This window comes from Pseudomonas sp. MH10 (assembly GCF_034353045.1).
Taxonomy (GTDB): domain Bacteria; phylum Pseudomonadota; class Gammaproteobacteria; order Pseudomonadales; family Pseudomonadaceae; genus Aquipseudomonas.
In genome coordinates, this window is sequence record NZ_CP133783.1 from 4,034,166 (window position 1) to 4,059,372 (window position 25,207).

25 protein-coding genes and 1 other RNA gene are annotated in these 25,207 nt (G+C 55.9%); 15 read left to right on the forward strand and 11 right to left on the reverse strand.

Going from position 1 to position 25,207, the window contains the following annotated elements; all coding sequences use genetic code 11:
• The first annotated feature begins 17 nt into the window (after positions 1–17).
• Entirely contained in the window at positions 18–1,256 is a 1,239-nt protein-coding gene (locus tag RHM59_RS17965; RefSeq protein WP_322285142.1) for a sterol desaturase family protein, read from the forward strand.
• Here the strand turns inward: RHM59_RS17965 and RHM59_RS17970 are convergent.
• On the reverse strand, positions 1,234–1,857 hold the full coding sequence (locus RHM59_RS17970) for a DedA family protein (RefSeq protein ID WP_322286723.1): 624 nt from the start codon (positions 1,855–1,857) through the stop codon (positions 1,234–1,236). The two genes, RHM59_RS17965 and RHM59_RS17970, sit on opposite strands and share 23 nt — an antisense overlap.
• Positions 1,858–2,063: 206 nt before the next feature.
• Here RHM59_RS17970 and hemB point away from each other — a divergent pair, with 206 nt between their 5' ends.
• Positions 2,064–3,074 (forward strand): porphobilinogen synthase, encoded by a 1,011-nt coding sequence (hemB, locus tag RHM59_RS17975; RefSeq protein WP_322166601.1) that lies wholly within the window; start codon positions 2,064–2,066, stop codon positions 3,072–3,074.
• Positions 3,075–3,091: 17 nt separating this feature from the next.
• Positions 3,092–5,305, forward strand: coding sequence for a polyphosphate kinase 1 (gene ppk1, locus RHM59_RS17980; RefSeq protein ID WP_322166600.1), 2,214 nt, complete (start codon positions 3,092–3,094; stop codon positions 5,303–5,305).
• Here ppk1 and ppx read toward each other — a convergent pair.
• A complete protein-coding gene (ppx, locus tag RHM59_RS17985; protein ID WP_322166599.1) occupies positions 5,292–6,794 on the reverse strand; it encodes an exopolyphosphatase in 1,503 nt (500 codons plus the stop codon). The genes ppk1 and ppx overlap by 14 nt on opposite strands.
• Positions 6,795–7,395: 601 nt before the next feature.
• Between ppx and RHM59_RS17990 the strand changes: the two genes are divergently transcribed.
• Genes RHM59_RS17990 through RHM59_RS18010 form a run of 5 tightly spaced genes read left to right on the forward strand, consistent with a single transcriptional unit; the run spans position 7,396 to position 10,848 of the window.
• Positions 7,396–8,556: a DUF2515 family protein gene (locus RHM59_RS17990; RefSeq protein ID WP_322285143.1), complete on the forward strand. Its 1,161-nt coding sequence runs from the start codon at positions 7,396–7,398 to the stop codon at positions 8,554–8,556.
• A complete protein-coding gene (locus RHM59_RS17995; protein ID WP_322166597.1) occupies positions 8,553–9,149 on the forward strand; it encodes a hypothetical protein in 597 nt (198 codons plus the stop codon). The genes RHM59_RS17990 and RHM59_RS17995 overlap by 4 nt, the downstream gene beginning before the upstream one ends.
• Positions 9,146–9,850 (forward strand): hypothetical protein, encoded by a 705-nt coding sequence (locus RHM59_RS18000; RefSeq protein ID WP_322184582.1) that lies wholly within the window; start codon positions 9,146–9,148, stop codon positions 9,848–9,850. Before RHM59_RS17995 ends, RHM59_RS18000 begins: the two co-directional genes overlap by 4 nt.
• 15 nt (positions 9,851–9,865) lie before the next feature.
• Complete coding sequence (locus tag RHM59_RS18005; protein ID WP_322166595.1) at positions 9,866–10,372, forward strand: Hcp family type VI secretion system effector; 507 nt, start codon at positions 9,866–9,868, stop codon at positions 10,370–10,372.
• Entirely contained in the window at positions 10,369–10,848 is a 480-nt protein-coding gene (locus RHM59_RS18010; protein ID WP_322184583.1) for a hypothetical protein, read from the forward strand. Before RHM59_RS18005 ends, RHM59_RS18010 begins: the two co-directional genes overlap by 4 nt.
• 69 nt (positions 10,849–10,917) lie before the next feature.
• On the opposite strand, the gene RHM59_RS18015 is transcribed toward RHM59_RS18010, so the two are convergent.
• From RHM59_RS18015 to RHM59_RS18030, 4 genes are read right to left on the reverse strand one after another with little or no spacing between them, the layout of a single operon-like run.
• Positions 10,918–11,655, reverse strand: coding sequence for an amino acid ABC transporter ATP-binding protein (locus RHM59_RS18015; RefSeq protein ID WP_322285144.1), 738 nt, complete (start codon positions 11,653–11,655; stop codon positions 10,918–10,920).
• Positions 11,642–12,292, reverse strand: coding sequence for an amino acid ABC transporter permease (locus tag RHM59_RS18020; RefSeq protein ID WP_322171260.1), 651 nt, complete (start codon positions 12,290–12,292; stop codon positions 11,642–11,644). Before RHM59_RS18020 ends, RHM59_RS18015 begins: the two co-directional genes overlap by 14 nt.
• The gene (locus tag RHM59_RS18025) at positions 12,289–12,954 is read right to left on the reverse strand and encodes an amino acid ABC transporter permease (RefSeq protein ID WP_322285145.1); all 666 of its coding nucleotides are present in this window, start codon (positions 12,952–12,954) and stop codon (positions 12,289–12,291) included. Before RHM59_RS18025 ends, RHM59_RS18020 begins: the two co-directional genes overlap by 4 nt.
• A 15-nt stretch (positions 12,955–12,969) precedes the next feature.
• Positions 12,970–13,755 (reverse strand): transporter substrate-binding domain-containing protein, encoded by a 786-nt coding sequence (locus tag RHM59_RS18030; protein ID WP_322166591.1) that lies wholly within the window; start codon positions 13,753–13,755, stop codon positions 12,970–12,972.
• 311 nt (positions 13,756–14,066) lie between these two features.
• Between RHM59_RS18030 and trxA the strand changes: the two genes are divergently transcribed.
• The 5 genes from trxA to RHM59_RS18055 all read left to right on the forward strand — a co-directional run bounded on the left by trxA (position 14,067) and on the right by RHM59_RS18055 (position 20,419).
• Complete coding sequence (gene trxA / locus RHM59_RS18035; RefSeq protein ID WP_322166590.1) at positions 14,067–14,396, forward strand: thioredoxin TrxA; 330 nt, start codon at positions 14,067–14,069, stop codon at positions 14,394–14,396.
• Positions 14,397–14,626: 230 nt separating this feature from the next.
• A complete protein-coding gene (rho, locus tag RHM59_RS18040; RefSeq protein ID WP_322166589.1) occupies positions 14,627–15,886 on the forward strand; it encodes a transcription termination factor Rho in 1,260 nt (419 codons plus the stop codon).
• Between the two features lie 77 nt (positions 15,887–15,963).
• Positions 15,964–17,922: an acyltransferase family protein gene (locus tag RHM59_RS18045; protein WP_322285146.1), complete on the forward strand. Its 1,959-nt coding sequence runs from the start codon at positions 15,964–15,966 to the stop codon at positions 17,920–17,922.
• 62 nt (positions 17,923–17,984) lie between these two features.
• Positions 17,985–19,451 (forward strand): 4-hydroxy-3-polyprenylbenzoate decarboxylase, encoded by a 1,467-nt coding sequence (gene ubiD, locus RHM59_RS18050; RefSeq protein ID WP_322184587.1) that lies wholly within the window; start codon positions 17,985–17,987, stop codon positions 19,449–19,451.
• Positions 19,451–20,419: a CDP-6-deoxy-delta-3,4-glucoseen reductase gene (locus tag RHM59_RS18055; RefSeq protein WP_322166586.1), complete on the forward strand. Its 969-nt coding sequence runs from the start codon at positions 19,451–19,453 to the stop codon at positions 20,417–20,419. Before ubiD ends, RHM59_RS18055 begins: the two co-directional genes overlap by 1 nt.
• Before the next feature lie 7 nt (positions 20,420–20,426).
• On the opposite strand, the gene RHM59_RS18060 is transcribed toward RHM59_RS18055, so the two are convergent.
• On the reverse strand, positions 20,427–20,915 hold the full coding sequence (locus tag RHM59_RS18060) for a sn-glycerol-3-phosphate transporter (protein ID WP_322166585.1): 489 nt from the start codon (positions 20,913–20,915) through the stop codon (positions 20,427–20,429).
• A gap of 306 nt (positions 20,916–21,221) precedes the next feature.
• On the opposite strand from RHM59_RS18060, the gene RHM59_RS18065 reads away from it, so the two are divergent.
• Entirely contained in the window at positions 21,222–21,902 is a 681-nt protein-coding gene (locus RHM59_RS18065) for a gamma-glutamylcyclotransferase (protein WP_322166584.1), read from the forward strand.
• 58 nt (positions 21,903–21,960) lie between these two features.
• On the opposite strand, the gene RHM59_RS18070 is transcribed toward RHM59_RS18065, so the two are convergent.
• Positions 21,961–22,938, reverse strand: a complete 978-nt coding sequence (locus RHM59_RS18070; protein ID WP_322285147.1) for an NADPH:quinone oxidoreductase family protein — start codon at positions 22,936–22,938, stop codon at positions 21,961–21,963.
• Between the two features lie 131 nt (positions 22,939–23,069).
• Between RHM59_RS18070 and RHM59_RS18075 the strand changes: the two genes are divergently transcribed.
• Positions 23,070–23,477, forward strand: coding sequence for a flagellar basal body-associated protein FliL (locus RHM59_RS18075; protein WP_322166582.1), 408 nt, complete (start codon positions 23,070–23,072; stop codon positions 23,475–23,477).
• A gap of 9 nt (positions 23,478–23,486) precedes the next feature.
• Here RHM59_RS18075 and RHM59_RS18080 read toward each other — a convergent pair whose 3' ends face one another.
• From RHM59_RS18080 to ssrS, 3 genes are all read right to left on the reverse strand, one after another.
• Positions 23,487–23,936 (reverse strand): EVE domain-containing protein, encoded by a 450-nt coding sequence (locus tag RHM59_RS18080; protein ID WP_322166581.1) that lies wholly within the window; start codon positions 23,934–23,936, stop codon positions 23,487–23,489.
• 378 nt (positions 23,937–24,314) lie between these two features.
• Positions 24,315–24,935, reverse strand: coding sequence for a 5-formyltetrahydrofolate cyclo-ligase (locus RHM59_RS18085; protein ID WP_322166580.1), 621 nt, complete (start codon positions 24,933–24,935; stop codon positions 24,315–24,317).
• Between the two features lie 86 nt (positions 24,936–25,021).
• A non-coding RNA gene (gene ssrS, locus RHM59_RS18090) (6S RNA) lies at positions 25,022–25,200 on the reverse strand.
• Positions 25,201–25,207 lie beyond the last annotated feature (7 nt).

The following is a 25,207-nucleotide window of genomic DNA, read 5'->3' on the forward strand; positions in this document are numbered from 1 at the left end:
CCCATAAGTGCTACCCCATGAATTTCATTTTGTACGCCGTTCCATTCTTCTTTGTGTTGATCGCCGTGGAGCTGCTGACTGACCGTTGGCGCAAGGTGAATACCTATCGCCTGTCGGATTCCATCAACAGCCTGAGCACTGGCGTGTTGTCCACCACCACCGGATTGCTGACCAAAGGCGTCGGCTTGATGACGTACGCCTTTGCGCTCGATCACCTGGCGCTGTTGCGGCTTTCGCCAGACAGCGTTTGGGTGTGGGTCTTCGCGTTTGTGCTGTATGACCTCTGTTATTACTGGTTGCACCGAATGGGCCACGAGCGAAACGTGCTGTGGGCAGCGCATTGCGTTCATCACCAAAGCGAGGACTACAACCTCTCCACCGCATTACGCCAGACCAGTACCGGTTTTCTTCTGAGCTGGATTTTCTACCTGCCGCTGGCACTGGTGGGCGTTCCCCTGCTGGTCTTTATCAGCGTAGCAGCGCTCAATTTGCTGTATCAATTCTGGGTCCACACTCGCCATATTCCGAAGTTGGGCTGGTTGGAATGGGTGTTCGTCACCCCCTCCAATCACCGCGCCCATCATGCACAGAACGCTATTTACATGGATCGCAATTACGGCGGAGTGTTCATTGTGTGGGACCGACTGTTTGGCTCGTTTCAGGAGGAATTGGACAGCGATCCGCCGATTTTCGGGGTAACTACGCCGCTGGCGAGCTGGAATCCGTTATGGGCCAATCTGCAGTTTTATGCGCAATTGGCTGCCGACGCACGGCGGACTGAACAAGGCTGGGACAAGCTGCGGATCTGGTTCATGCGCACCGGCTGGCGACCGGCGGATGTCGCTGCGAAATACCCGACAACCCAGTCTGACTTGAGCCAATTCCGTAAATTCGAGATACCACTGAGCCCGTCGCAGCAGGTGTACATCGCTCTGCAATTCGTCGTTCATGCCGCGCTGGGCAGTTATTTGCTGAACATGGGCGACAGTTTGTCGGTACCTGCCTTGGTGTTGGGCTGGGTGTGGGTCGCGTTTGGTTTGTTCGTGTTGGGTGTTGCGCTGGAGAATCGGCCGTGGGCGATCAAGCTGGAATCTGCGCGGCTGGCACTGAACATCCCGCTGATGGGGTTAGCGCCGATGGTCGGGATGTGGTCGGTGAGTTCGTTGGGCTGGGTGGCGTTGCTGACTTATGTGTTGCTGAGCGCAATGGGGCTTTATTGCGCTCGTGGGCATTTCATTCGTCTGGCAGGTTCTTGACCTCGATCATTGCCGCGTCGCGCTTGGACGATTCCAATTCTCGGGCGATACGAGCGGCCTTGATCCGGCGTCGCAACCACAAGGCACCGCCGAGGATCAACAGAGCGCCTAACACCCACAGCTCGTACTTCTTTACGTTGCCCAGCAAACCTTCGAGCAATGCGCCAAAGTGATAAGCGGCGGCGCCCAATGCGGCGGCCCAGACGGCGGCACCCAGCCCATTGAGCAATAAATAACGTCCTGGCGGATAACCGGACAAACCGATAGCCACCGGCATCACGGTGCGCAGTCCATACACAAAGCGAAAACTCAGCACCCAGATGTCGGGGTGTTTGCGGATGTGCTCCAGTGCCTTGTCGCCCAATAGCTGCCAGCGAGGCTTGCGTGCCAGCAACTTGCGGCCGTGCTTGCGCCCCAGGAAATACCAAAGCTGATCGCCCGCGTAGCTGCCAAAGAAGGCAACCACCACCACCAGATTGATGTCCATGTATCCGCGGAACGCAAGGAAGCCGGCGAGGACAAGAATCGTCTCACCTTCAAAAAAGGTTCCTAGAAAGAGGGCAAAGTAGCCAAATTCCTGCAGTAGATGTTGGAGCATTATATGGATGCTAGCGAAATGAACGCGCAGCCTAACTCGCCGAAGCCATTCAGGAAAGTGTGGATATGTGTCTCAGCGTTAAGATTTCCTACAATAGTCATCGGCTGCGTCCCACGGTCGCAGGGTTGGCCATAGTTGTCACGCAGCGGTCATAATGGCCGCTTATAACTGTCACGCTTGCCCGCCAACGCGGGCTCAGGAGTCTTGCCGTGAGCTTTACCCCCGCCAGCCGCTTGTTTCCTTCCACTCGCCTGCGTCGTAATCGCCGCGACGATTTTTCTCGTCGCCTTGTCCGTGAAAACGTACTGACTGTCGACGATCTGATTCTTCCAGTGTTTGTACTCGACGGCGAAAACCGTCGCGAGACGATTGCGTCGATGCCGGGCGTCGAGCGTCTGAGCATTGATTTGCTGCTGATAGAAGCTCAAGCATGGGTGGCGCTGGGTATTCCCGCGCTGGCCTTGTTCCCGGTGACGCCGCCTGAGAAAAAGACCCTGGACGGTGCCGAGGCTTGGAATCCTGAAGGCATTGCTCAGCGCGCTACTCGTGCCCTGCGTGACCGCTTCCCCGAATTGGGCGTCATTACTGACGTTGCTCTGGACCCGTTTACCACGCATGGCCAAGACGGCATCCTGGATGAGCACGGCTACGTGCAGAACGACATCACTGTCGACGCCTTGGTCAAGCAAGCCTTGTCCCACGCCGCCGCCGGTGCGCAAGTGGTCGCGCCTTCGGACATGATGGACGGTCGGATTCAGGCCATCCGTGAAGCGTTGGAGTTGGCTGATCACGTTAACGTGCGGATCATGGCTTATTCAGCCAAGTACGCCAGCGCCTACTACGGTCCGTTTCGTGATGCGGTAGGTTCGGCACTGAATCTGGGCAAGGCCAATAAGGCGTCCTATCAAATGGACCCGGCCAACGGCAATGAAGCGCTGCACGAAGTGGCTGCTGACTTGTCTGAGGGGGCGGACATGGTCATGGTCAAGCCGGGCATGCCTTACCTGGATATTCTTTTCCGGGTGAAGGAGGAATTCAAAGTGCCGACCTTTGTTTATCAGGTCAGCGGTGAATACGCGATGCACATGGCGGCCATAAATAATGGCTGGCTGAGTGAGGGGGTGATACTGGAATCCCTCACCGCCTTTAAACGTGCAGGCGCTGACGGCATTCTTACGTATTTCGCCGTTCGTGCTGCTCAACTGCTAAAAGGGCAGTAGCCCAAACAGGAACACCCATGAATACCGAAGGACTCACCGAAGCAGCTGTTCAGATCGCCGTTCAGGAGACTCAGCCTGTGGTTGAGCCGAGCATTGAAGTGGTGCCGGTCCCCGATGCGGTACTACCCGTGCCAGTTGCGCATCCTGTCGTCCAGAATCTGGACGACAGCAGCCTGTATATCCACCGCGAACTGTCGCAATTGCAGTTCAACATTCGCGTGTTGGAACAGGCACTGGACGAGTCTTACCCATTGCTGGAACGGCTGAAATTTCTGCTGATTTTCTCCAGCAACCTCGATGAGTTCTTCGAAATTCGTGTCGCAGGCTTGAAGAAGCAAATCACCTTCGCCCGCGAACAAGCAGGCGCTGATGGTTTGCAACCGCACCAGGCCTTGGCGCGGATCAGCGAATTGGTACACGGTCACGTGGACCGCCAATACGCGATTCTTAACGATATTTTGTTGCCGGAACTGGAAAAACATCAGGTTCGCTTCATTCGTCGTCGTTACTGGACCGCCAAGCTTAAAGCCTGGGTCCGTCGCTATTTCCGTGACGAGATTGCACCGATCATCACCCCGATCGGCCTTGATCCGACACACCCGTTCCCGTTGCTGGTGAACAAAAGCCTGAACTTTATCGTTGAACTGGAGGGGGTTGATGCCTTTGGTCGCGACTCCGGTCTGGCGATTATTCCGGCGCCCCGCTTGCTCCCACGCATTATCAAAGTGCCAGAGGATATCGGCGGCGCAGGGGATAACTATGTGTTCCTGTCGTCAATGATCCATGCGCATGCCGATGATTTGTTCCAGGGCATGAAGGTTAAGGGCTGCTATCAGTTCCGTCTGACTCGAAACGCTGACTTGGCCGTTGATACCGAAGATGTAGAAGATTTGGCCCGCGCGCTGCGTGGCGAGTTGTTCTCGCGTCGTTACGGTGATGCCGTCAGGTTGGAAGTGGCGGACACCTGCCCGAAACACTTGTCTGACTATTTGCTCAAACAGTTCAACCTGAGCGAAACCGAACTGTATCAAGTCAATGGACCGGTCAACCTCACGCGGTTGTTCAGCATTACCGGCCTGGACAGCCACCCCGAGCTGCAATACACGCCGTTCACCCCAGCCATTCCGAAGTTGCTGCAAAACAGCGAGAACATTTTCAACGTCATCAGCAAGCAGGATATTTTACTGCTGCATCCGTTTGAGTCCTTCACGCCTGTGGTGGATTTACTGCGCCAGGCAGCTAAAGACCCGCATGTGCTCGCGGTTAGACAAACCCTGTACCGCAGCGGCGCCAACTCCGAAATCGTCGATGCCTTGGTAGATGCTGCCCGTAACGGTAAAGAAGTCACGGTGGTGATCGAACTGCGTGCCCGGTTCGATGAAGAGTCCAACCTGCAACTGGCCAGCCGTCTCCAAGCGGCAGGTGCAGTGGTAATCTACGGCGTGGTCGGGTTCAAGACCCACGCCAAGATGATGCTGATTCTGCGCCGTGAGGCCGGTGAAATTGTGCGCTATGCGCATTTAGGGACCGGCAACTACCATGCGGGTAACGCTCGTTTGTATACCGATTACAGCCTGCTGACTTCCGACGACGCCCTGTGCGAAGACGTTGGCAAACTGTTCAGTCAGTTGATCGGCATGGGTAAAACATTGCGCATGAAGAAGCTGCTGCATGCGCCGTTTACCCTCAAGAAAGGCATGCTCGACATGATTGCCCGAGAAACGCAGTTCGCCCTCGATGGCAAGTCGGCGCACATCATTGCCAAATTCAACTCGCTGACCGACCCGAAGGTTATCCGTGCGTTGTACAAGGCGAGCCAATCGGGCGTGCGTATCGACTTAGTGGTTCGCGGCATGTGCTGTTTGCGGCCAGGCATCGCGGGTGTCTCGCACAACATTCAAGTGCGCTCGATCATCGGTCGCTTCCTGGAGCACACGCGGGTTTTCTACTTCCTCAATGGCGGTGAAGAGCAGATGTTCTTGTCGAGCGCCGACTGGATGGAGCGCAACCTCGACAAACGCGTCGAGACGTGCTTCCCGGTTGAGGGCAAAAAGTTGATTCTGCGGGTCAAGAAGGAGTTGGAGAGTTACCTGACGGATAACACCCACGCGTGGATTCTGCATTCAGACGGTCGCTACACACGTAGCACGCCGACCGGTAACCAGAACCCGCGCAGTGCTCAGGCGACGCTGTTGGAGCGCCTGAGCAACCCGGTACTCAGCGTACGCTGAAGACGATACCGACTCGGGCCAGCCACTCCGCTTCCAGCGCGAAGTCGGCCTGAGTCAGTTGGTTGTTTTCGAGCCAGCCGTCCGGGAACAGTACGTCTAGGCTCTGGTCGTTGGCGTGCAGCACCACCTGTGGCATCGTTTGGGTGCCACGGATGTGGTGGAACAGAATCGCAAAGCGCAACAACACGCACAGGCGAATCAGCTTGATGCCTTCCTCGCCAAAATCGGCAAACTTGTCCTTGGGAATATTCCGGCGGTGGCCTCGCACCAGCAGCGCCAGCATTTGCTGGTCTTCGCGGGAAAAACCGGCCAAATCCGAGTGCTCGATCAAGTAAGCACCGTGCTTGTGGTAATGATAGTGAGCGATGTCCAGGCCCACTTCATGGACCTTGGCGGCCCAGCGCAATAACTCGCGATACAGTTCATCTTCCAGCCCCCACGCCACGGCCACTTGTTCAAGTGAGTGCAACGCTTTAGCTTCAACGCGGGCCGCTTGTTCAAGATCGACGTGATAGCGCTCCATCAGCGAGCTGAGCGTACGCTCACGGACGTCCTCATGATGATGGCGGCCCATGAGGTCATAAAGTACGCCTTCACGCAGCGCGCCCTCACAGTGATCCATGCGGGTGAGTTCCAGTGCGTCGAAAATGGCCTCGAGAATCGCCAAACCTGCCGGGAAAATAGCCCGACGGTCGGGCTTGATGCCTTCGAAGTCGATTTTATCGACGTCACCCAGTTTAAACATTCGGCGTTTGAGCCAGGCCAAGCCTTCGGCATTTACTTCACCAGTGCCGTGGCCCCCGGCTTTAAGGGCCAGGCCGATCGCGCGGATGGTGCCAGACGAGCCAATGGCTTCATCCCAACTCAGGCGATGCAGTGCGTGTTCGATGCTCATGATCTCCAGACGCGCTGCGGTGTAAGCCTGTGCGTAGCGTGCTGGCGTGATTTTGCCGTCTTTGAAATACCGTTGGGTGAAGCTGACGCAGCCCATTTGCAGGCTTTCGCGCAGCAGCGGTTCGAAGCGCTGGCCGATGATGAATTCAGTGCTGCCGCCGCCGATATCAGCCACCAGCCTTTTGCCGGGCGCATCAGCCAGCGTGTGCGAGACGCCGAGGTAAATCAGGCGGGCCTCTTCACGCCCTGAGATCACCTCCACCGGGTGGCCGAGAATCTCTTCGGCCCGGCGAATGAACTCCACCCGATTACGTGCTTCACGCAGGGCGTTGGTGCCGACGATGCGGACGGCGCCGGGCTCCATGCCACTGATCAGCTGGGCAAACTGCTTGAGGCAGTCAAGGCCGCGCTGCATGGATTCTTCGGTGAGCTGACGTTCTTCAGTGATCCCTGCGGCCAACTGAACCTTCTCGCCGAGCCGCTCTAGAATGCGGATCTCGCCCAGGTTGGCTTTGGCCACGACCATGTGAAAGCTGTTGGAGCCCAAGTCGATGGCGGCGATCAAAGAATGATTTTTTCTAGGGGACAGCGGCATGATTAAAGAGTCTCGGTCGAAAACCCCGTCATCGTGCCACGATCCTTCCCCGCCGCCAACGCGAAGCGTCGTGTGGTGCCGTGTAGAAGCCAACTTGTTGGCGATAAATCAGGCAGCGCGGTTTTCCTGTACCGCGTTAATTCTCGAGCCAACCCGTTGGCTTTCCTTCAGGTAGCGCATAACCTATTGAATAAAAACTAATTTTTTAGGAGCTGCCGCAGGCTGCGATAAGATTTTTCAGTGCCTACCATTTCGTGCCTGCCGACATTCTGTGTGGGAGTTGGCGCCAAGTCGTCGACAGCCGTGCTGTCGCGCTGCAAACACCGGGCATCTGTAGGCGCGCGCTTGCCCGCGATCGGCTGCGCCCGAAAAGAACTTCAGGTATGAAACCAAAAAAATTGTGCGGCAGACAGTTGCTCCTACAGCACCGTTTTTGCTGCGCGACGGACCACCGGTTTCGTGCATTTCCGATTTTTTTGCTTCTGCGATTTGTAGGATCTTGGCTGTAAGGCTTGTAGGGCGTTTCTGATTGCCCTTTTCGCCGGTTTTTTGCTGGGTTTTGGCTGATAGGGTGGCGAAATTCTAGCCAGGAGCCAGCCCCATGACCCAGTGTTTCAAAGACCACGAATGCGACACGCAGCTGTTGAACCACCCCACCAAACCGATCGAAGAGTGCGAGACGCACAGGATCGAGTTGTACGGGGTCATGCAGGACGTCGTTGACGTGCCGTTTTTGACTTGCTCGGGAATCTGGCGAGTCTTCCAGCGCGAAGCCGAAGAAATCGTCGCCCCCGGCGGCGTCCTGATCGCCGACCCCATCGAACGCAACCGCGTGATCAACGCCGCCTATGCCCGGTTGTGGCTGCACGACAACCGCTTTCAGTGGGCCGGGCTGGCAGCCTTTGCCTCCAAGCAAGTCGGTTGCGGGTTGTTGCATGCGGCCGATATGACTGACGTCATTCAAGCTGAGCGCGACGCCAGGCAGCGCTTGATCGACTCCAATGCGGCATCGAATCTCGGTTTCCTCGGGGCTCATATTTTCAACGATACGGATCAGCAGGCACTGGAGGATTACCGAGCCGCCCGCAGCAATAATCCCGTTCCCCTGGGCGACCTTGGCCTGGGCGGGGAACCCTCATCCTTGATGCAGCAACAGTTCCAGCACGTCTACGAAATGATGGCGCTGGGCAACACCACCTTGTTTCTGGATATCTTCCCATTGCATGCGTTTTACAAAAAGCGTGGGCTTGAGGAGCTAAGGACTTGTCTTAAAGAGCGGGCGGGGATTTATGGTCATCCGAAGTTTCCGGTGATGTGGTTGGTGGAGCAGGAAAGGCTTCGATTTGGGCGACCACATGATGAGATCCTTGAGGCCTTCAAGGCAATAGAAAAGGGAGATATTGCCGAGAGCGTGAGGCAATTAGCGGTACATGAGCAGCTCAATATCCTCCAGCCGACCATCTACGAAGACCCACAACTTAAACTGCTACTGCGCGGTAACCATGTCTCCTACGTGACCGGTTTTCCATCGGGGGTGGCTCAAGCGATTGAGCTGACCCTGGCGAGCCAATGCCAGCCGGTCGAGGATGGACGCACCCTCGAATTCAGCAGCAACCCGTTTGCAGACTTGTCAGCTTACGAGCAGCGCATAGCCTTCGTGATGCAAGCAGCGGAACGTTTCGATGAGATGCTGGGCGACGAAAATCGACCCTTGCTGGAACAGTCAATAAAAGATATCGCCGAAGGATCGGGTGTCCGATGAAACGGCGATATTGGTTTTGCCTGGCACTACTAGCGGTATGGGGAGCCAATGTCGCGCGGTCGTTGTACGAACGGGAGATCGCCCTGGTGATAGGTGGAACCTACGAAGACATGCGAAAGCTTTCGTCAGCCCGCTTTACTTCACCTTATCCCGGCGGGGGGATATGGCCGGCCGTACCACATTCCGACGTGCAATTACGATTCACCGACCCGCAATATGGATTTATTACTCCAAAGAGCGCTGAGCTTTTAGTTGTATTCAAGGACAACATTATTCAGAGTTTGGTTATATCTCCGCAGACCGAACCCTTGTTGCTCGATGATGCACTAAAAGTCGTGATGGATCTGGAAGCGCAATGGCGTCAGAGTGGTTGGGTGGGCAGTAACCAGGAAAAGAATCCAGACTTTGCCGATACACCTGAATGGCGCGCTAAGTTGCGCGATGTGAACAAGGGTGGAACCACTTATTGGCAGGCCGGTGAAAAGTATCAGGCCATGTTAGATATGGGGCGTTTCAAGTACGATAAATATCCTAACGAAGAGCGTTATAAGATAGTTCTAAATGTTGCCAAGCCTTGGTTGCCTTTCCCATGAGCTGGTGTCGTTGGGCCTTACTTATAGTTGTGGCGCTATTAGCCGCATACGTTTTGCGTTCATGGTACGAGCGAGAGATCGCCTTGGTGATAGGTGGAACCTACGAGGAGATGCGACAACAGTCGTCAGCCCGCTTTACTTCACCTTATCCCGGTGGGGGGATATGGCCGGCCGTACCACATTCCGACGTGCAATTACGATTCACCGACCCGCAATTTGGATTTATTACTCCAAAGAGCGCTGAACTTTTAGTTGTATTCAAGGACGACATTGTTCAGAGCCTAACTATACATCCGCACATTGAACCGTTATTGCTCGATGATGCATTGAAGGTTGTCTTGGAACTTCAGGACCAATGGCGACGCGGCGGGTGGATAGATAGAAATCACAAAAAATATCCACCCTTTGCCGACACGCCCCAATGGCGTGCTCGATTGCGCGATGCCAACAAGGGAGGCACAACTTATTGGTATGCCGGCGACAAGTATCAGGCCACGCTCACAGTGCATCGTTTTGAAGACCGCAAACACCCCGAAGAAGAGCGCTATAAGATCACCCTTGAAGTTGCCAAGCCTTGGACCCCTTACCCCTTACCCATGACTCGGCCTCATTGGCGCTACCTAATAGATTCAACTGAATTTGTCACAGTCAATTGGCAAGTTTCACCTCAACTAACCCAATCTAAAAATAAATCTGTCTAGCCAAGGAGTACCCCCATGTCCATGCCGACCTACTTAACCATTATCGGCGAAAAACAAAAATTGATTACTGGAGGCTGTTCGTCGTTAGAATCAATTGGCAATAACTACCAGCTCGGACGAGAAGATCAAATTCTTGTGGAGTCATTTGATCAACATTTTGGTCGTCCCCAAGGGGCGCAATCCGGCCATCGGGTTCATGGGCCTTTCATCATTACCAAGATGCTCGACAAGTCGACCCCGTTACTGTTCGAAGCGTGGCGCACGGGTGAAACACTTAGCCTATGCACATTGGATTGGTATCGAGTTTCACCCGGCGGCTTTCAAGAACACTATTTCACCATGGTATACACAGACGCCCTCATTACCGATATTCATATTTCAATGCCGCGTTGGCGCGATCCTGCAGTGGCTCATATCACTCCCTTGGAAACTGTTACGTTTACGTATCGGACCATCGCCTCGACTCATGAAACCTGTGGAACGATGGGTTCCGACTACTGGGATGAGGGGACTTCGGCATGAAGTTGGTGCATCGTCGCACACTCCAAATGGATGAGAAAAAATACGTCCATCCTCCCGCTGAAGCACTGGTGATAGTCAAAAGACTGTTAGCGGGGCATCGGGAAATCGAAGGTCTGGCCGAATTACGGCGCGCGTCGATGGTCTATCACGATCGTTATGTCTGGGAACAAGTCGAGCGCGGCGAGTGGGTGCTGACCAAGCCTGAGGCGCGCACGTTTGACTGGGGCGATTTCGAGCCGCACGCTCGCCATCAAAGAATGCTGGCAGCATTAGAGAATCCCCCACCGCAAATAATCCCCCCCAAATTGATATTTCGTCTGTTTGATACAGAAACAGAAGAATTTATTGTTAGCCAAAACTATTTTGGCGAATTTGAGGGGGAGTCAGGCCCGCGACGAGTCGATGCTCAAGGGTTTGGCACTTTCCCGGTGGCATCGAAAAGAGCGAGGCTGTCAGTGCTGTTAGGAAACCGCTAAAAACGGCATGTTATTAGATGACATGGCCTGAGGGGATTGATTTATTTTCAGCGCTTCATCGAAGTTCACTCAGTCACCGTGCTCTACCGACCCAATAAAGTTAGCCAATTCCGGCGTACGTGGGTTAGCAAAAAGAATCTTCGGATCACCGGTTTCGTGAACCTTGCCCTCATGCATGAACACCAACTTATCGCCCACTTCCCGGGCAAAGCGCATTTCGTGGGTGACCATGATCAGGGTCATGCCTTCTTTGGCCAGTTGGCGCACGACGCTCAGCACTTCGTTGACCAGTTCGGGGTCGAGGGCGGAGGTGATTTCATCGCACAGCAGCACTTTGGGTGACATGGCCAACGCCCGAGCAATCGCCACGCGCTGTTGCTGACCACCGGACAAGCGATCAGGGAAGGCATCGAATTTTTCCCCCAGCCCCACGCGCTCCAGCATCTGCCGCGCAAGGTGCGCCGCTTTGGCTTTGGGCACCTTCTGCACCACCTGCGGCGCGAGCATGACGTTCTCGCCCACGCTCAAATGCGGGAACAGGTTGAATTGCTGAAACACCATGCCGACTTTCTGCCGCAAGCTGCGCAGGTCGGCGCGGGCGGCGTCGAGGTACTCGCCATCGACTTCAATCACGCCGTCGTTGATCGACTCCAGGCCATTGAGCGTGCGCAGCAAGGTGCTTTTACCCGAACCACTGCGGCCGATGATCGCCACCACCTGACCTTCTTCAACGGTTAGGTCGATACCTTTGAGCACATGGTGGTCGCCGTAGTATTTGTGCAGGGCGGAAATTCTAAGCAACGGCATGCAGTCTCCTTTCCAGATAGCGGGCACTGAGCGACAAGGGGTAACAAAGCAGGAAATAGCCGAGGGCGACGAAGCCATAGACCAAGAACGGTTGAAAGGTAGCGTTGGCTAGCATGCCGCCGGTTTTGGTCAGCTCCGTGAAGCCAATGATCGAGGTCACAGCGGTGCCTTTGATCACTTGCACCGAGAATCCAACGGTGGGTGCCACCGCAATGCGCAGGGCTTGGGGCAAGATCACGTAACGCAATTGCTCAAAAGGCGACAGCGCCAGGCTGGCAGAGGCCTCCCACTGACCATGAGCAATTGACTCAACACAGCCGCGCCAGATTTCAGCCAAATACGCGCTGGTAAACAGGGTCAGTGCCAGCGCGGCAGCGAACCAAGGCGAGATATCGATGCCCAGTAACGCGACACCGAAGAACACCAGAAACAGCTGCATCAGCAACGGCGTGCCCTGAAACAGTTCGATATACACCCGCGCCAACCAGCGCGGCGCGCTCAACGTCGAAATCCGCAGGGTCATTACCAGCAACCCGATAACACCGCCGCCGACGAATGCCACCAGCGACAGCGCCACGGTCCATTGCAGGCCGATAAGCAAGTTGCGCACGACGTCCCAAAGGGTGAAATCCATCAGTTGCTCCTCGAAATGTAGCGTCGCCCGACCCACGCCAATAACTGGCGGATCAGTACGGCCATGCACAGGTAAATCAGCGTGGTGACGATGTACGTTTCGAACGCCCGGAAGTTGCGCGACTGGATGAAGTTGGCGGCGAAGCTCAACTCTTCGGTAGCGATCTGTGAGCAGACCGCCGAGCCCAGCATGACGATGATGATTTGGCTGGTCAGCGCGGGCCAGACTTTGCCCAACGCCGGAATCAACACCACATGACGAAACGCCTCGGCGCGACTCATGGCCAAAGCGGCCGCTGCTTCGAGTTGCCCCCTTGATACGGCCTGAATGCCAGCACGAATGATCTCGGTGGAGTACGCACCCAAGTTGACCACCATCGCCAACACGGCCGCTTCCCACTCTGAAATCTTCACCCCCAGCGACGGTAAGCCGAAGAAAATGAAGAACAGTTGCACCAGAAATGGCGTGTTACGGATCAGCTCGACGTACACGCCGAAAATCGATGAGTACGGGCGGATGTTCCACGCTCTGCACACCGCACCGACAATGCCAAGGCCAACCCCGAACAGCGTGCCGATGGCTGTCAGTTCCAAGGTGAATAAAGCCCCCCGCAGCAACAGGTTGGCGTTTTGCAGGACCGGCAGGAAATCAAAGTGATACGCCATAACGGGGGCTCCCGGTCAGAAGCCAGCCGGCAGCGGTTGTTTGAGCCATAGCTGCGAGTTCTTTTCCAGCGCACCGTCGGCAAGGGCGGCCGTGAGGATCTCGTTAACCTTGGCCAGTAACTCCGGCTCGTTTTTGTTAACGCCCACATACACTGGCGAGTCCTTTAGCTTCACCTTCAACGCGGGAATGCGTTTCGGGTTGCGTTCGCTGATGGCGACCATGACCACGTTGCCGCTGGCGATCAGGTCCACTTGGCCGGCGAGGTAGGCGGCGATGGTCGAGTTGTTGTCCTCGAAGCGCTTAATGGTCACGCCTTCCGGGGCCACGTTGGTCAGCTCGATGTCTTCAATCGCACCCCGGGTCACGCTGATGGTTTTGCCGGTCAAATCACTGAGTTCTTTGATGGGCGCATCGGGCGGGCCGAAGACAGCGAGATAGAAAGGCGCATAGGCACGGGAAAAATCGATGACTTTTTCGCGCTCAAGGTTCTTGCCTAGGCTTGAGATCACCACATCAACTTTGCCTGTGGTCAGAAACGGGATGCGGTTAGTGCTGTTGACCGGCGTTAATTGCAGCTTGACCTTCAATTGGTCAGCCAGCAGGTGTGCGGTGTCGATGTCCAGCCCGCGCGGCTGCATGTCTGGGCCGACCGAGCCGAAGGGTGGAAAGTCCTGAGGCACCGCCACCTTCAATACGCCTCGGGTCATCACGTCGTCCAGCCCATTAGCGTGAGCGGGCGCTTGGCCGAGCATCAGGCTCGCAAACAGAGCAGTGAGTAAGACGCTGTAGCACTTTTTCATAGGAAGACTCCGAGTCATACGAAAGGCATGTCTCTATCCAGTGCACAGTGCATGCCAGCGCTTTGCTACTCCAGCTTTCGGGGTCCAGGCGACCGGGTAGCTGCGTGCTGTGGCCTGTTAGCGCGCATGTCGCTCCGTTTTGGCGCACAGTTTTGCACTGACTTTGGGCCTGCTTTGATGCTTGATGGTGCCAAGTTATTGCCTGACTCATGCAGGACCATAGCAAGAGTCAATCAACCTCGGCTTCCTGAACCCGGTGAGTACCGCTATGATGGACCACGATTTTTAGCCTACGACCTCGGAGACTTTCCATGAGTAGCGATCTTATTAAACACGTCAGTGACGCCAGCTTCGAAGCAGAAGTCCTGAAGGCTGAAGGCGCGGTACTGGTTGATTACTGGGCTGAGTGGTGTGGCCCATGCAAAATGATTGCCCCGGTCCTGGACGAAATCGCCGAGACCTATAAAGGCAAGTTGACGATTGCCAAGTTGAACATCGACGAAAACCAGGAAACACCTGCCAAGCACGGCGTTCGCGGCATTCCGACCTTGATGTTGTTCAAGAACGGTAACGTCGAGGCCACCAAAGTGGGCGCTCTGTCGAAGTCGCAGCTGACTGCATTTCTCGACAGCAACATCTGAAGCACCTAAAGCCCCGCATACAGCGGGGTTTTTTATGTGGCCGGGACTAGACGCCCTGAAAGTCCAGTGTTACATTCGGCCCCGCAATGGTTTCTCCATTGCCCCCTGCTAGCCGTCGCCGACGCTTCTCCTTTCGAATTAGTACGCGATCCTGTCGCCTTCTCTGCGGCGCGGCCTCATTAAGCCAAAAGCTTAATTTCCCCTCCCATACATGATTACGTCATTCCTATATGAACCTGACTGAACTCAAGCAAAAGCCGATTACCGATCTGCTCGAAATGGCCGAACAGATGGGCATAGAAAATATGGCCCGTTCGCGCAAGCAGGATGTGATTTTTTCCCTGCTGAAAAAGCACGCCAAGAGTGGCGAGGAAATTTCCGGTGATGGCGTGCTGGAGATTCTCCAGGACGGCTTCGGTTTCCTCCGCTCTGCAGATGCCTCCTACCTTGCCGGTCCAGACGATATTTACGTCTCGCCGAGCCAGATCCGCCGTTTCAACCTGCGCACCGGCGACACCATAGTCGGCAAGATCCGTCCGCCTAAAGAAGGCGAGCGTTATTTCGCCCTGCTCAAGGTCGACACGATCAACTACGACCGTCCGGAAAACGCGAAGAACAAGATTCTTTTCGAAAACCTGACGCCGTTGTTCCCGACTATTCGGATGAAGATGGAAGTCGGTAACGGTTCGACTGAAGACCTTACCGGCCGGGTGATCGATCTTTGCGCCCCGATTGGTAAAGGCCAGCGTGGTCTGATCGTTGCGCCGCCGAAAGCCGGCAAAACCATCATGCTGCAGAACATCGCGGCGAACATCACGCGTAACAACCCGGAAGTCCATCTGATCGTTTTGCTGATCGATGAGCGTCCAGAAGAAGTAACCGAAATGCAGCGCACCGTGCGCGGCGAAGTGGTTGCTTCGACCTTCGACGAGCCACCAACCCGGCACGTACAGGTTGCCGAAATGGTGATCGAGAAGGCCAAGCGTTTGGTCGAACACAAAAAAGACGTGGTGATCCTGCTCGACTCCATCACCCGTCTGGCTCGTGCCTATAACACCGTGATCCCAAGCTCCGGCAAGGTACTCACGGGTGGTGTCGATGCTCACGCCCTGGAGAAGCCGAAACGTTTCTTCGGTGCTGCACGGAACATCGAAGAAGGCGGCTCGCTGACCATCATCGCTACCGCGCTGGTTGAAACCGGCTCGAAGATGGATGAAGTGATCTACGAAGAATTCAAAGGCACGGGCAACATGGAACTGCCGTTGGATCGTAAGATCGCTGAAAAACGCGTGTTCCCGGCCATCAACATCAACCGTTCCGGCACCCGCCGCGAAGAGTTGCTGACAGCTGATGACGAGCTGCAACGGATGTGGATTCTGCGCAAATTGCTGCACCCAATGGACGAAGTCGCGGCTATCGAATTCCTGATCGACAAGCTGAAGCAGACCAAGACCAACGACGAGTTCTTCCTGTCGATGAAGCGCAAATAAGCCGCTGATTCAACCCGGCTGAACCGTACAAAAAGAGTGGTGTCCTTAGGGACACCATTTTTTTTTGGAACACGGAAGTGAATTACATCCTTGGCAATCGTCGTGACATCGACGGATTACGGGCGCTGGCCGTCATCCCGGTCGTCTTGTTTCATTATGGATTCAACGGCTTCAGCGGCGGCTTTGTCGGCGTCGATGTGTTTTTTGTCATTTCAGGATTCCTGATTACCTCAATCATCTGCCGAGAGATCGAAGCCGGGCGGTTCAGTTTTTATGAGTTTTGGTCGCGGCGTGCCCGACGCATCATCCCGGCATTGAGTCTGGTGATGGGCGCCACGCTGTTAGTCGGTTGGTTGCTGCTGCCGCCTAACGATTATGCGCAGCTGGGTCGAACCGTTCGTTATCAGGCGATGTTCGCCTCCAACATTCTCTTCATGCGCCAAGACGGTTACTTCGATGCCGCCTCGGCCTTCAAGCCGTTACTGCACACCTGGTCACTGGCGGTCGAAGAGCAGTACTACATTTTCTTTCCGCTGCTGATGGTCCTGCTTACGCGTTACCTCCGGCGTTGGCGATGGGCATTGTTTGCGTTATTAGTGGGCTCGTTTTTGCTTAATGTCTGGACCGTAAATCGGCAACCCGACGTGGCGTTCTTTTTATTGCCGATGCGCGCGTGGGAGTTGTTGTGCGGGGCAATGCTGGCCGTGCTGCCGGTTTCGCAACGCAGTCTGCGCCCGTGGGTGTATCAGGCGGTGAGCGCGGCAGGGCTGGCGGCCGTGATGCTGGCAGTGTGTTGGCTGGACAAAAACACGCTATTTCCGGGGTGGGCGGCATTGCTTCCAGTCGTGGGCGCTACGGCCATGATTTGGGCTAATGGTCAGTCCCCAACATGGGTGGGGCGACTCCTGAGCATGCCGGCGCTGGTAGGCATTGGGTTGATCTCTTATTCACTGTACCTCTGGCATTGGCCGATTTTTGTCTACGCCAACGCGGCATCGGTCGACGGCCTGCAGTTTAATGAAGCCTGTTTGTGGGTGCTGCTCAGTTTCGTGTTGGCTTACCTGAGTTGGCGTTTTGTGGAACTTCCCTTCAGGCAAAAGCGTTTGGTGGCCGGTCGTGGGTCAGTTGTGGTTACTGCCGCTATTAGTATGTTGGTGCTGGCCATTGTTGGCCAAACGATACGTTGGAAGGATGGCGTACCTGAACGTTTGTCCGCGCAAGCCATGCGTTATGCCCAAGCGCGTCATTGGACCCAAGGACAGATGGCGTGCCTCATGCGCACGGAAAGTCCGGACTTAAACACGGTGTGCCGTTTTGGCGGGGCCGCCGACACGCCGCCGCTGCAATTGGTGTGGGGTGATAGCCATGCTGCCGCGTTGACCCCCGCGCTTCGGGCGGATGCAGAGCGTTATGGCATGCCGGTCTGGCTGGCCAGTCTGGCGGGTTGCCCGCCGATCATTGGTGCGAATGTTCGTCAGCAGTGCGAAGACTTCAATCAGCAGACGTTGGCGCTGGTCCGTCGCGAAAAGGTTCACGACGTGGTGTTGGCGGGTCGCTGGAGTCTTTACCTGTATGGCGAAGAGAACGGTGACCGAAAATACGTGGTGTTCCGCGCGGATAACCAGGGCAGTGCCGAGCAACACATGGCGGACGATCTGCGCAGCATGGTTGCCCGTTTACGCGAAACCGGTGCCAGGGTTTGGCTGTTCAAAGAGGTGCCGATGCAACGACCGGGCACCATCGGTCGCCTCAGCAGTCTAGCCATGATCGGTCGTTCGGCGTCGCTGGTGGGCCGCCCCGTTGCTGAATATAAAGCGCGAGAACAGTTCATCGACGGCGTGTTCGCGCAATTGAGCGCCGCCGACGCCCAAGTGCGGGTGCTCGATCCGTCCGCGCTGTTGTGCGCGGGGGGTATTTGTCGGGCCGAAGTAAACGGTGCGCCGTTGTACATGGACGAAAATCACCTGTCGGATCAGGGTGGCGAACGTATGAAGCCATTGTTCGAGCCGATTTTCTTGAGCGAAAATGCCCGCTGACGTCGCCTATTCACGCTTCAGAGCAGGTAGGATGTGCGTCTATTTTAGGAATGGCCTGATCAATGAAATTCAAGGACCTTCGGGATTTCGTGCAGCAGCTTGAGCAGCGCGGAGAGTTGAAACGCATTAAGGTGCCCGTCTCGCCGGTGCTTGAGATGACCGAAATTTGCGACCGAACCTTGCGCAGCAAAGGTCCGGCCTTGCTCTTTGAAAACCCCATCGGTTATGACATTCCCGTACTCGGCAATCTGTTCGGTACGCCACAGCGCGTGGCCATGGGCATGGGCGCTGAGGCCGTCAGCGAACTGCGTGAAATCGGCAAGCTGCTGGCGTTTCTCAAAGAGCCGGAGCCGCCTAAAGGCTTGAAGGACGCGTGGTCCAAGCTGCCTATTTTTCGCAAAATCATCGCCATGGCGCCCAAGGTCGTTAAAGACGCGCCGTGCCAGGAACTGGTCATCGAAGGCGATGATGTCGACCTCGGTATGTTGCCGGTCCAGACGTGTTGGCCGGGCGATGTCGGTCCGCTGATCACCTGGGGCCTGACCGTCACCAAAGGTCCGAACAAGGACCGCCAAAACCTCGGTATTTATCGTCAGCAAGTGATTGGCCGCAACAAGGTCATCATGCGCTGGCTGAGCCACCGTGGCGGTGCGCTGGATTTCAGGGAGTGGTGCGAGAAGCACCCCGGCAAGCCGTTTCCGGTCGCCGTGGCGTTGGGCGCTGACCCGGCAACGATTCTCGGCGCAGTGACGCCGGTGCCTGACAGCTTGTCCGAATACGCATTTGCTGGCTTGCTGCGTGGTAATCGCACCGAGCTGATCAAATGCCGTGGCAACGACCTGCAAGTTCCGGCCAGCGCGGAAATCGTCCTCGAAGGCGTAATTCATCCCGGCGAGATGGCCGATGAAGGGCCGTACGGCGACCACACCGGGTATTACAATGAAGTCGACAGCTTCCCAGTGTTCACGGTCGAACGCATTACCCATCGAATCAAACCGATTTACCACAGCACCTACACCGGTCGGCCACCTGATGAGCCCGCTATCCTTGGTGTAGCGCTAAACGAAGTGTTCGTGCCCATCTTGCAAAAGCAGTTTCCAGAGATCACCGATTTCTACTTGCCGCCTGAAGGCTGTTCCTACCGCATGGCCATCGTGACCATCAAGAAACAGTATCCCGGCCACGCCAAGCGCGTAATGCTCGGCGTCTGGTCGTTTCTGCGACAGTTCATGTACACCAAGTTCGTTATTGTCACCGACGATGACATTAACGCTCGGGACTGGAACGATGTGGTCTGGGCCATTACCACGCGCATGGACCCCAAGCGCGACACGGTGATGATCGAAAATACGCCGATCGACTATCTCGATTTCGCCTCGCCAGTCTCCGGCTTGGGTTCGAAGATGGGTTTGGACGCAACACATAAATGGCCGGGTGAAACCACGCGCGAGTGGGGTCGGGTTATCGTCAAGGATGAAGCGGTGACACGCCGGATCGACGATATTTGGAATGAGTTAGGAATAGATTGATGCGTGTAACCTTGCAGCCGTCTGGTGCGGTACTGGAGATGTTGCCCGGCGAGCGAATACTCGACGCTGCACAACGTCTAGGCTATGACTGCCCGCAGAGTTGCCGCAATGGCAATTGCCATATTTGCTCTGCGTTGTTGGTCGAAGGTCGAGTCATGCAAGCGGGTGAGGAGCGTGATCATGGCGAGTTCTACACCTGCCTGGCCGAGCCGCTGGAAGACTGCGTAGTGATGTGGGATGGCGTGTTGGCGCGTAACGAATTGCCGTTGCGCAAGCTGGCCTGCCAAATTACCGAGTGCGTTGAGGTCGGTGGCGACGTCTGGCGCATCCGCCTCCGGGCGCCGGCCGGCAAGCCGCCGCGCTATCACGCCGGGCAGTATTTGATGATCGAACGCGAAAACGGCGAGAAATCGGCGTTTTCCATGGCTTCATCGCCTCACCGCGGGCGCGATCTTGAATTGCACGTCCTGGCCCGTGAAGCCAGTGCGTTGAGTCTTGTCGAACAGTTGCAGCGCAACAGCATGGTTAACGTCGAGCTACCGTATGGCGATTCGCACCTGGCCGATTTGCCCAATGGCCCGCTGGTGCTGATCGCCGCCGGTACCGGCATGGGACAGATGCAAAGCTTGATTGAGCATTGCCGCGCCAAGGGTTTTCAACACCCGGTGCACCTCTACTGGGGCGTTCGACGCCCTGAAGAGTTCTATGAGATGCCCCACTGGGACGAGTGGAAACAGCTGCCTAACCTGTTTTTGCATAAAGTCGTCAGCGATTTATGCGGGTGGGAAGGGCGTTGCGGCATGCTGCATGAAGCGGTCAGCCAGGACATCAGCGATTTGTCGTCGGTGATTGTCTACGCCAGCGGCTCCCCGGCAATGGTTTACGCAACGCTCGACGCCTTGGTCAATGCCGGAATGGACGCGCACCAGATGCATGCCGACGTTTTTGCCTACGCGCCCAGAGGCTGATTCAGCCTCAGAAACGAACCCCCACGTTCACCATCGTCGCCGAAAATCCCAACAAAACCGCCTCGGCCGTGACAGGGCCGAGATGGACACCCACCGATGGGATAATCACCGGCGCAACGCCAAAGCGGTTGAACGGAATCTTGTCGCGGTATTCGCCCCGATAGCCATACATCAACCCTCCCGAAATTTTTACGTACACCGGGTAGTCATCGCTCTCAAAGCGCTTGCCGACATAACCGTAGGCTGATCGTTGGTCGTATGAGTTTCGAAACGTGGCGGCCCCGTACAGCAAGCCCGACCCCTCATTGCGTTCAAGCCCGATCAGTTGCTGCCGATTATTGTGTTCAGGGTCTGGGGAAAAGTGCCGGGTGTACACGCTGGTCTGAACGAGCCAAAAACCGTCGTCGTTGTTTTCGGTGGCTTCACTCGCGTCGATGGGTGCTAACGCCGCCAGCACTCCGGCTAATGCCCAGCGCTTGTATTTTCTAACGTTCATCGTTGTCCTCTGAGCATTTAATGCCAAGGGGCGGCTTTATACAGATCTGTCCTACGGCTTGGAAGGTGGGCGATGCCTACAAAATGTGTCGGAAATTTCCTATAAGGTTGAACGGTCACCGGCTATGCGAATTCGGTATTTAAGATCGACGGTCAAGGCTTCTAAGCTATAACGGTGACCGCTGCGCAAACTGCAGCGTCTTTGTGTTCACTACCGCCTGGAAGATCAGTGCCGGCAGTGGATTACAAATTGCATGAAATGCATCAGGTCAGCGACAACTGGCGTGGTAATGCCAGGGGGAAAGCAATGGGGAATGAACTCAACAGTTTGATCACGGCTGCCCACATCGGTCTGGAGCTCAGTTACCCACCGGTAATTGACCTCGGCCCGCAGTTAACGCGTGAACAACTGCTCAGCTCTATGCAAGACACCATGAAGCTGCATCAAGGTGGCCCTGTGTGGTTATTCGCTTATGGCTCGCTCATTTGGCGGCCGGAATGCTCCGCCGTAGAGCGTCAGCGCGGACGAGTGCACGGTTATCATCGCGGTTTGTACCTTTGGTCCCACGAACACCGTGGCACACCAGAACTTCCTGGCCTTGTGTTCGGCCTCGATCGCGGCGGCTCCTGCAGTGGGTTCGCCTATCGATTGCCCGAAGAATGCCTGCAAGAATCACTGCTCGCCCTTTGGCAGCGCGAGATGCCTTATCCCTCGTATCGACCTCACTGGCTAGGCTGCCGCCTTGAAGACGGCACGCGAGTTCAAGCCTTGGGCTTCGTACTCGAACGCCACCTCCCCAGCTACGCGGGTAATCTGCCCGACAGTGTCCTCAGCCAAGTCCTCGCCAGCGCCAGCGGCCGCAACGGCAGCACCCGCGACTACGTTGAACAAACCGCCACCTGCCTGCGCAGCCACGCCATGCCGGATCTGAATCTGGAAGCGAAGCTCAAACGAATGAATTCGGTCTCACAGGGTAGTGCAGGGTAATAGTTATGGCTTTGGACGCCCGAGCCGCCAACGCAGCGGCCCGGGCTCTTAATCCCCGTCATCTAACGCCAACAACTACCTTCCCAACCGCTTTCCTCTGCGCCAATGAATCAATCGCCTCACCCGCCTTTTCCAGTGGATATACCTGAGACACCAACGGCTTTAGGTTCCCTTGCGCATACCACGCAAATAACTGTTGGAAGTTAGCCGCATTATCCAGCGGCTGCCGTTGCGCAAAAGACCCCCAAAAAACCCCAACCACTGAAGCGCCTTTCAACAGCGCCAGGTTTACCGGCAGTTCAGGAATACGCCCGCTGGCGAACCCCACCACCAACAACCGGCCATTCCAGGCAATTGACCGCACCGCTTGGTCAAACAGATCCCCGCCCACCGGGTCGTAAATAACGTCAACGCCCAGCCCGTTGGTGAGGCGTTTGATCTCGTCTTTGAGATTAGTGTCGCTGTAGTTGATCAACTCATCGGCGCCGGCTGCTTTGGCTACGGCAAGTTTTTCCGCGCTGCTGGCGGCGGCGATGACTTTGGCGCCCATGGCTTTGCCGATTTCGACGGCGGCGAGGCCTACGCCGCCTGAGGCGCCAAGTACTAGCAGGGTTTCGCCGGGTTGCAGGTTGGCGCGCTGCTTGAGGGCGTGTATGGAGGTGCCGTAGGTCATGCTGAAAGCAGCGGCGGTGATGTAGTCCATCGCGTCGGGGATGGGCAGGACGTTGTAGCCGGCTACGGCGATCTGTTCGGCGAAGCTGCCCCAGCCGGTCAACGCCATCACCCGGTCACCGACTTTCAGGTGGCTGACTTTTTCACCGACGGCCGAAATTACGCCCGATGCTTCGCCGCCCGGTGAAAAAGGGAAGGGCGGTTTGAACTGATATTTACCTTCGATGATCAGCGTGTCCGGGAAGTTGACCCCTGCCGCGTGTACATCTAGCACGATCTCGTTTTTCTTCGCTTCGGGGCTGGCGACGTCTTCCAGCACCAAGGTTTCGGCAGGGCCGAAGGCTTTGCACAGCACGGCTTTCATCGGACTATTCCTTTTATAGTTATGGCCGATAAGTGTAGATAGGCAGGTTTCTGGGTCAATCAGAATGCCGGAGCCAAATAAGCAGACATAAGTGCAGTAAGCTACGCAACAAATCGGATGAGGAGTGGACTGTGAAAGCGTGGATCATCATGTTGTTGGCTGTGGCGCTGCCCATTGTGGCATCGGCCGAAGAGTCTAAAGAAGGCGACGCCAGCAAAGTGGCCTATGTTTCCCTCAGCCCTGCGCTGGTGGGCAATTACGGCCTTGATGGCGGGCAAAAGCTGCACGTCTATAAAGCCGATATCGCGCTGCGGGTGACCGGTGCCGACGCGGAAAAAGCGGTCAGGCACAACGAACCACTGATCCGTAATCAACTGGTCGCGCTGTTTTCGCAGCAAACCGTAGACACCATGAACAACGTCGATGCGAAGGAAAAACTGCGTCAGGAAGCGCTGAAACAGACCCAGCAAGTCATGAGTGATGAAGAAGGTAAGCCGGTTGTTGAGGATTTGCTCTTCAACAACCTGATCATTCAGTAACGCTTCACATCAGAGCAGCGCCAGGATCGCTTGCCATTGTTCGGCGCTGACGGGCATGACGGAAAGTCGGGTAGCTTTTTGCACCAAGGGTAACTGTTCCAGCGCGCTCTGTTGCTTCAGATAACTGATTTTAAGCACCTGCGGGAACGCCTCGACGAAGCTGACGTTCACGGCGCTCCAGCGATTTTTTTTCTCGCTGGATTTAGCATCGAAATAAGCCCCGCCCGGATCCAGGGCCGTCGGGTCCGGGTAAGCGGCATCGACGATACGCCCGATACCGACAATTCCTGGTTGTGCGCAACTGGAGTGATAAAAGAAAAACTTGTCATCCGGCGCCATCGCCCGCATGAAGTTGCGCGCCTGATAATTGCGCACGCCGTCCCAGCGAGTTTCGCCCAGACGTTGGAGGTCTTTGATCGAGAGTTCTTCCGGCTCGGATTTCATCAGCCAGTAGGCCATGGGTGCTGCTCCTGAATCGGGGGTGAATAAAAGTGAGGTAATTTTATGACAAACCGACGGTCGGTTGAGGCCATCATTTGCGCGAAAGTCAAGTTTGTCGGAGAATGCGCGGGATTTTAAGCAACGCGTTGTTGCAGCGGCTTTAAAAACCGCGGCCAGTAACGCATTGATTTGCCCAAGGGGGGCAATCGATGAAACGCAAACCGGATATCTTGTGGATTTTAGCTTTCGTGTTCGGTTTGGGTGTAGTAACCACCGGCTACGCGCAGAGTCTGTGGACGAATAAGTCTGATGCACCTGTCGAAATTTCTCAGCAGCAACATCAAAAGCCACCGCGACACTGATTGATCTTCCAGACGCTGCAATCATGAGCAGCGTCTAGCCCCGTTCCTTATTGACTCCTTGATACCAGCGCTTATTGGTCACGGTGCCTTGCAAGGGCACGTCCCAACTGGCCTGCGCTATTTGATCGACCTTCTGACACTCGTGGGCCAACCCAAGCAAAACGGGCTTCTCCCAGGTTTTTCTGCGGGATTGATACGCCAGGCTACGGTCATAAAATCCACCGCCCATGCCCAATCGCCCACCCACATCGTCGAAACCCACCAACGGCATAAGAATCAAATCCAGCGCCCAAATAACTCGCTGCCGGGCGACGTTGATTCGTGGTTCGGGGATGCGGAAGCGGTTAGGCCGTAATTTTTCCCCTTGATGAACGCGCTGAAAAACCATCTTGGTGCGCGGCCAGGCGCTGAGCACAGGCAGATAGGTTTTCTTGCCGCGTCGTTGAGCTGCACGCAGCAGCAAGCGCGGATCGATTTCACCGTCGTTGGGGATATACAACGCTATGTGTCTGGCGCGGCGGAACAGTGGGTTTTGTGCGAGCTGGCGATACAAACCGCGAGCGGCTTGACGTTGCTGGCTGGGGTTCAAAGCGCGACGAGCTTTGCGCAACTGAGTACGCAGTTGTTGCCGCGAAAGTGGCGCGGGACTGGTCATTCAGGTAAATCCAGAGTCAAATTCGGCAGGGCGCCGAATCGGAAAGATCATCGCCAGACAGCAAGACTGGCCATGAATAAAAATAAAGACTCCCCGACGAACCGCTGTCGGTGTAGCCCTTGAACCCGAAAGTTCAAGGTGGAGATTGCAGGAGGACTTAAGGCTTTCCGTCAAGCGGACATGCACACCGTCCCCAACGTGCAACCCCCGTGGTTGTGCGTATCGGCTCAGGGACATGACCGACTGGCTAGCACTCCAGGGAGCGGTCGGAA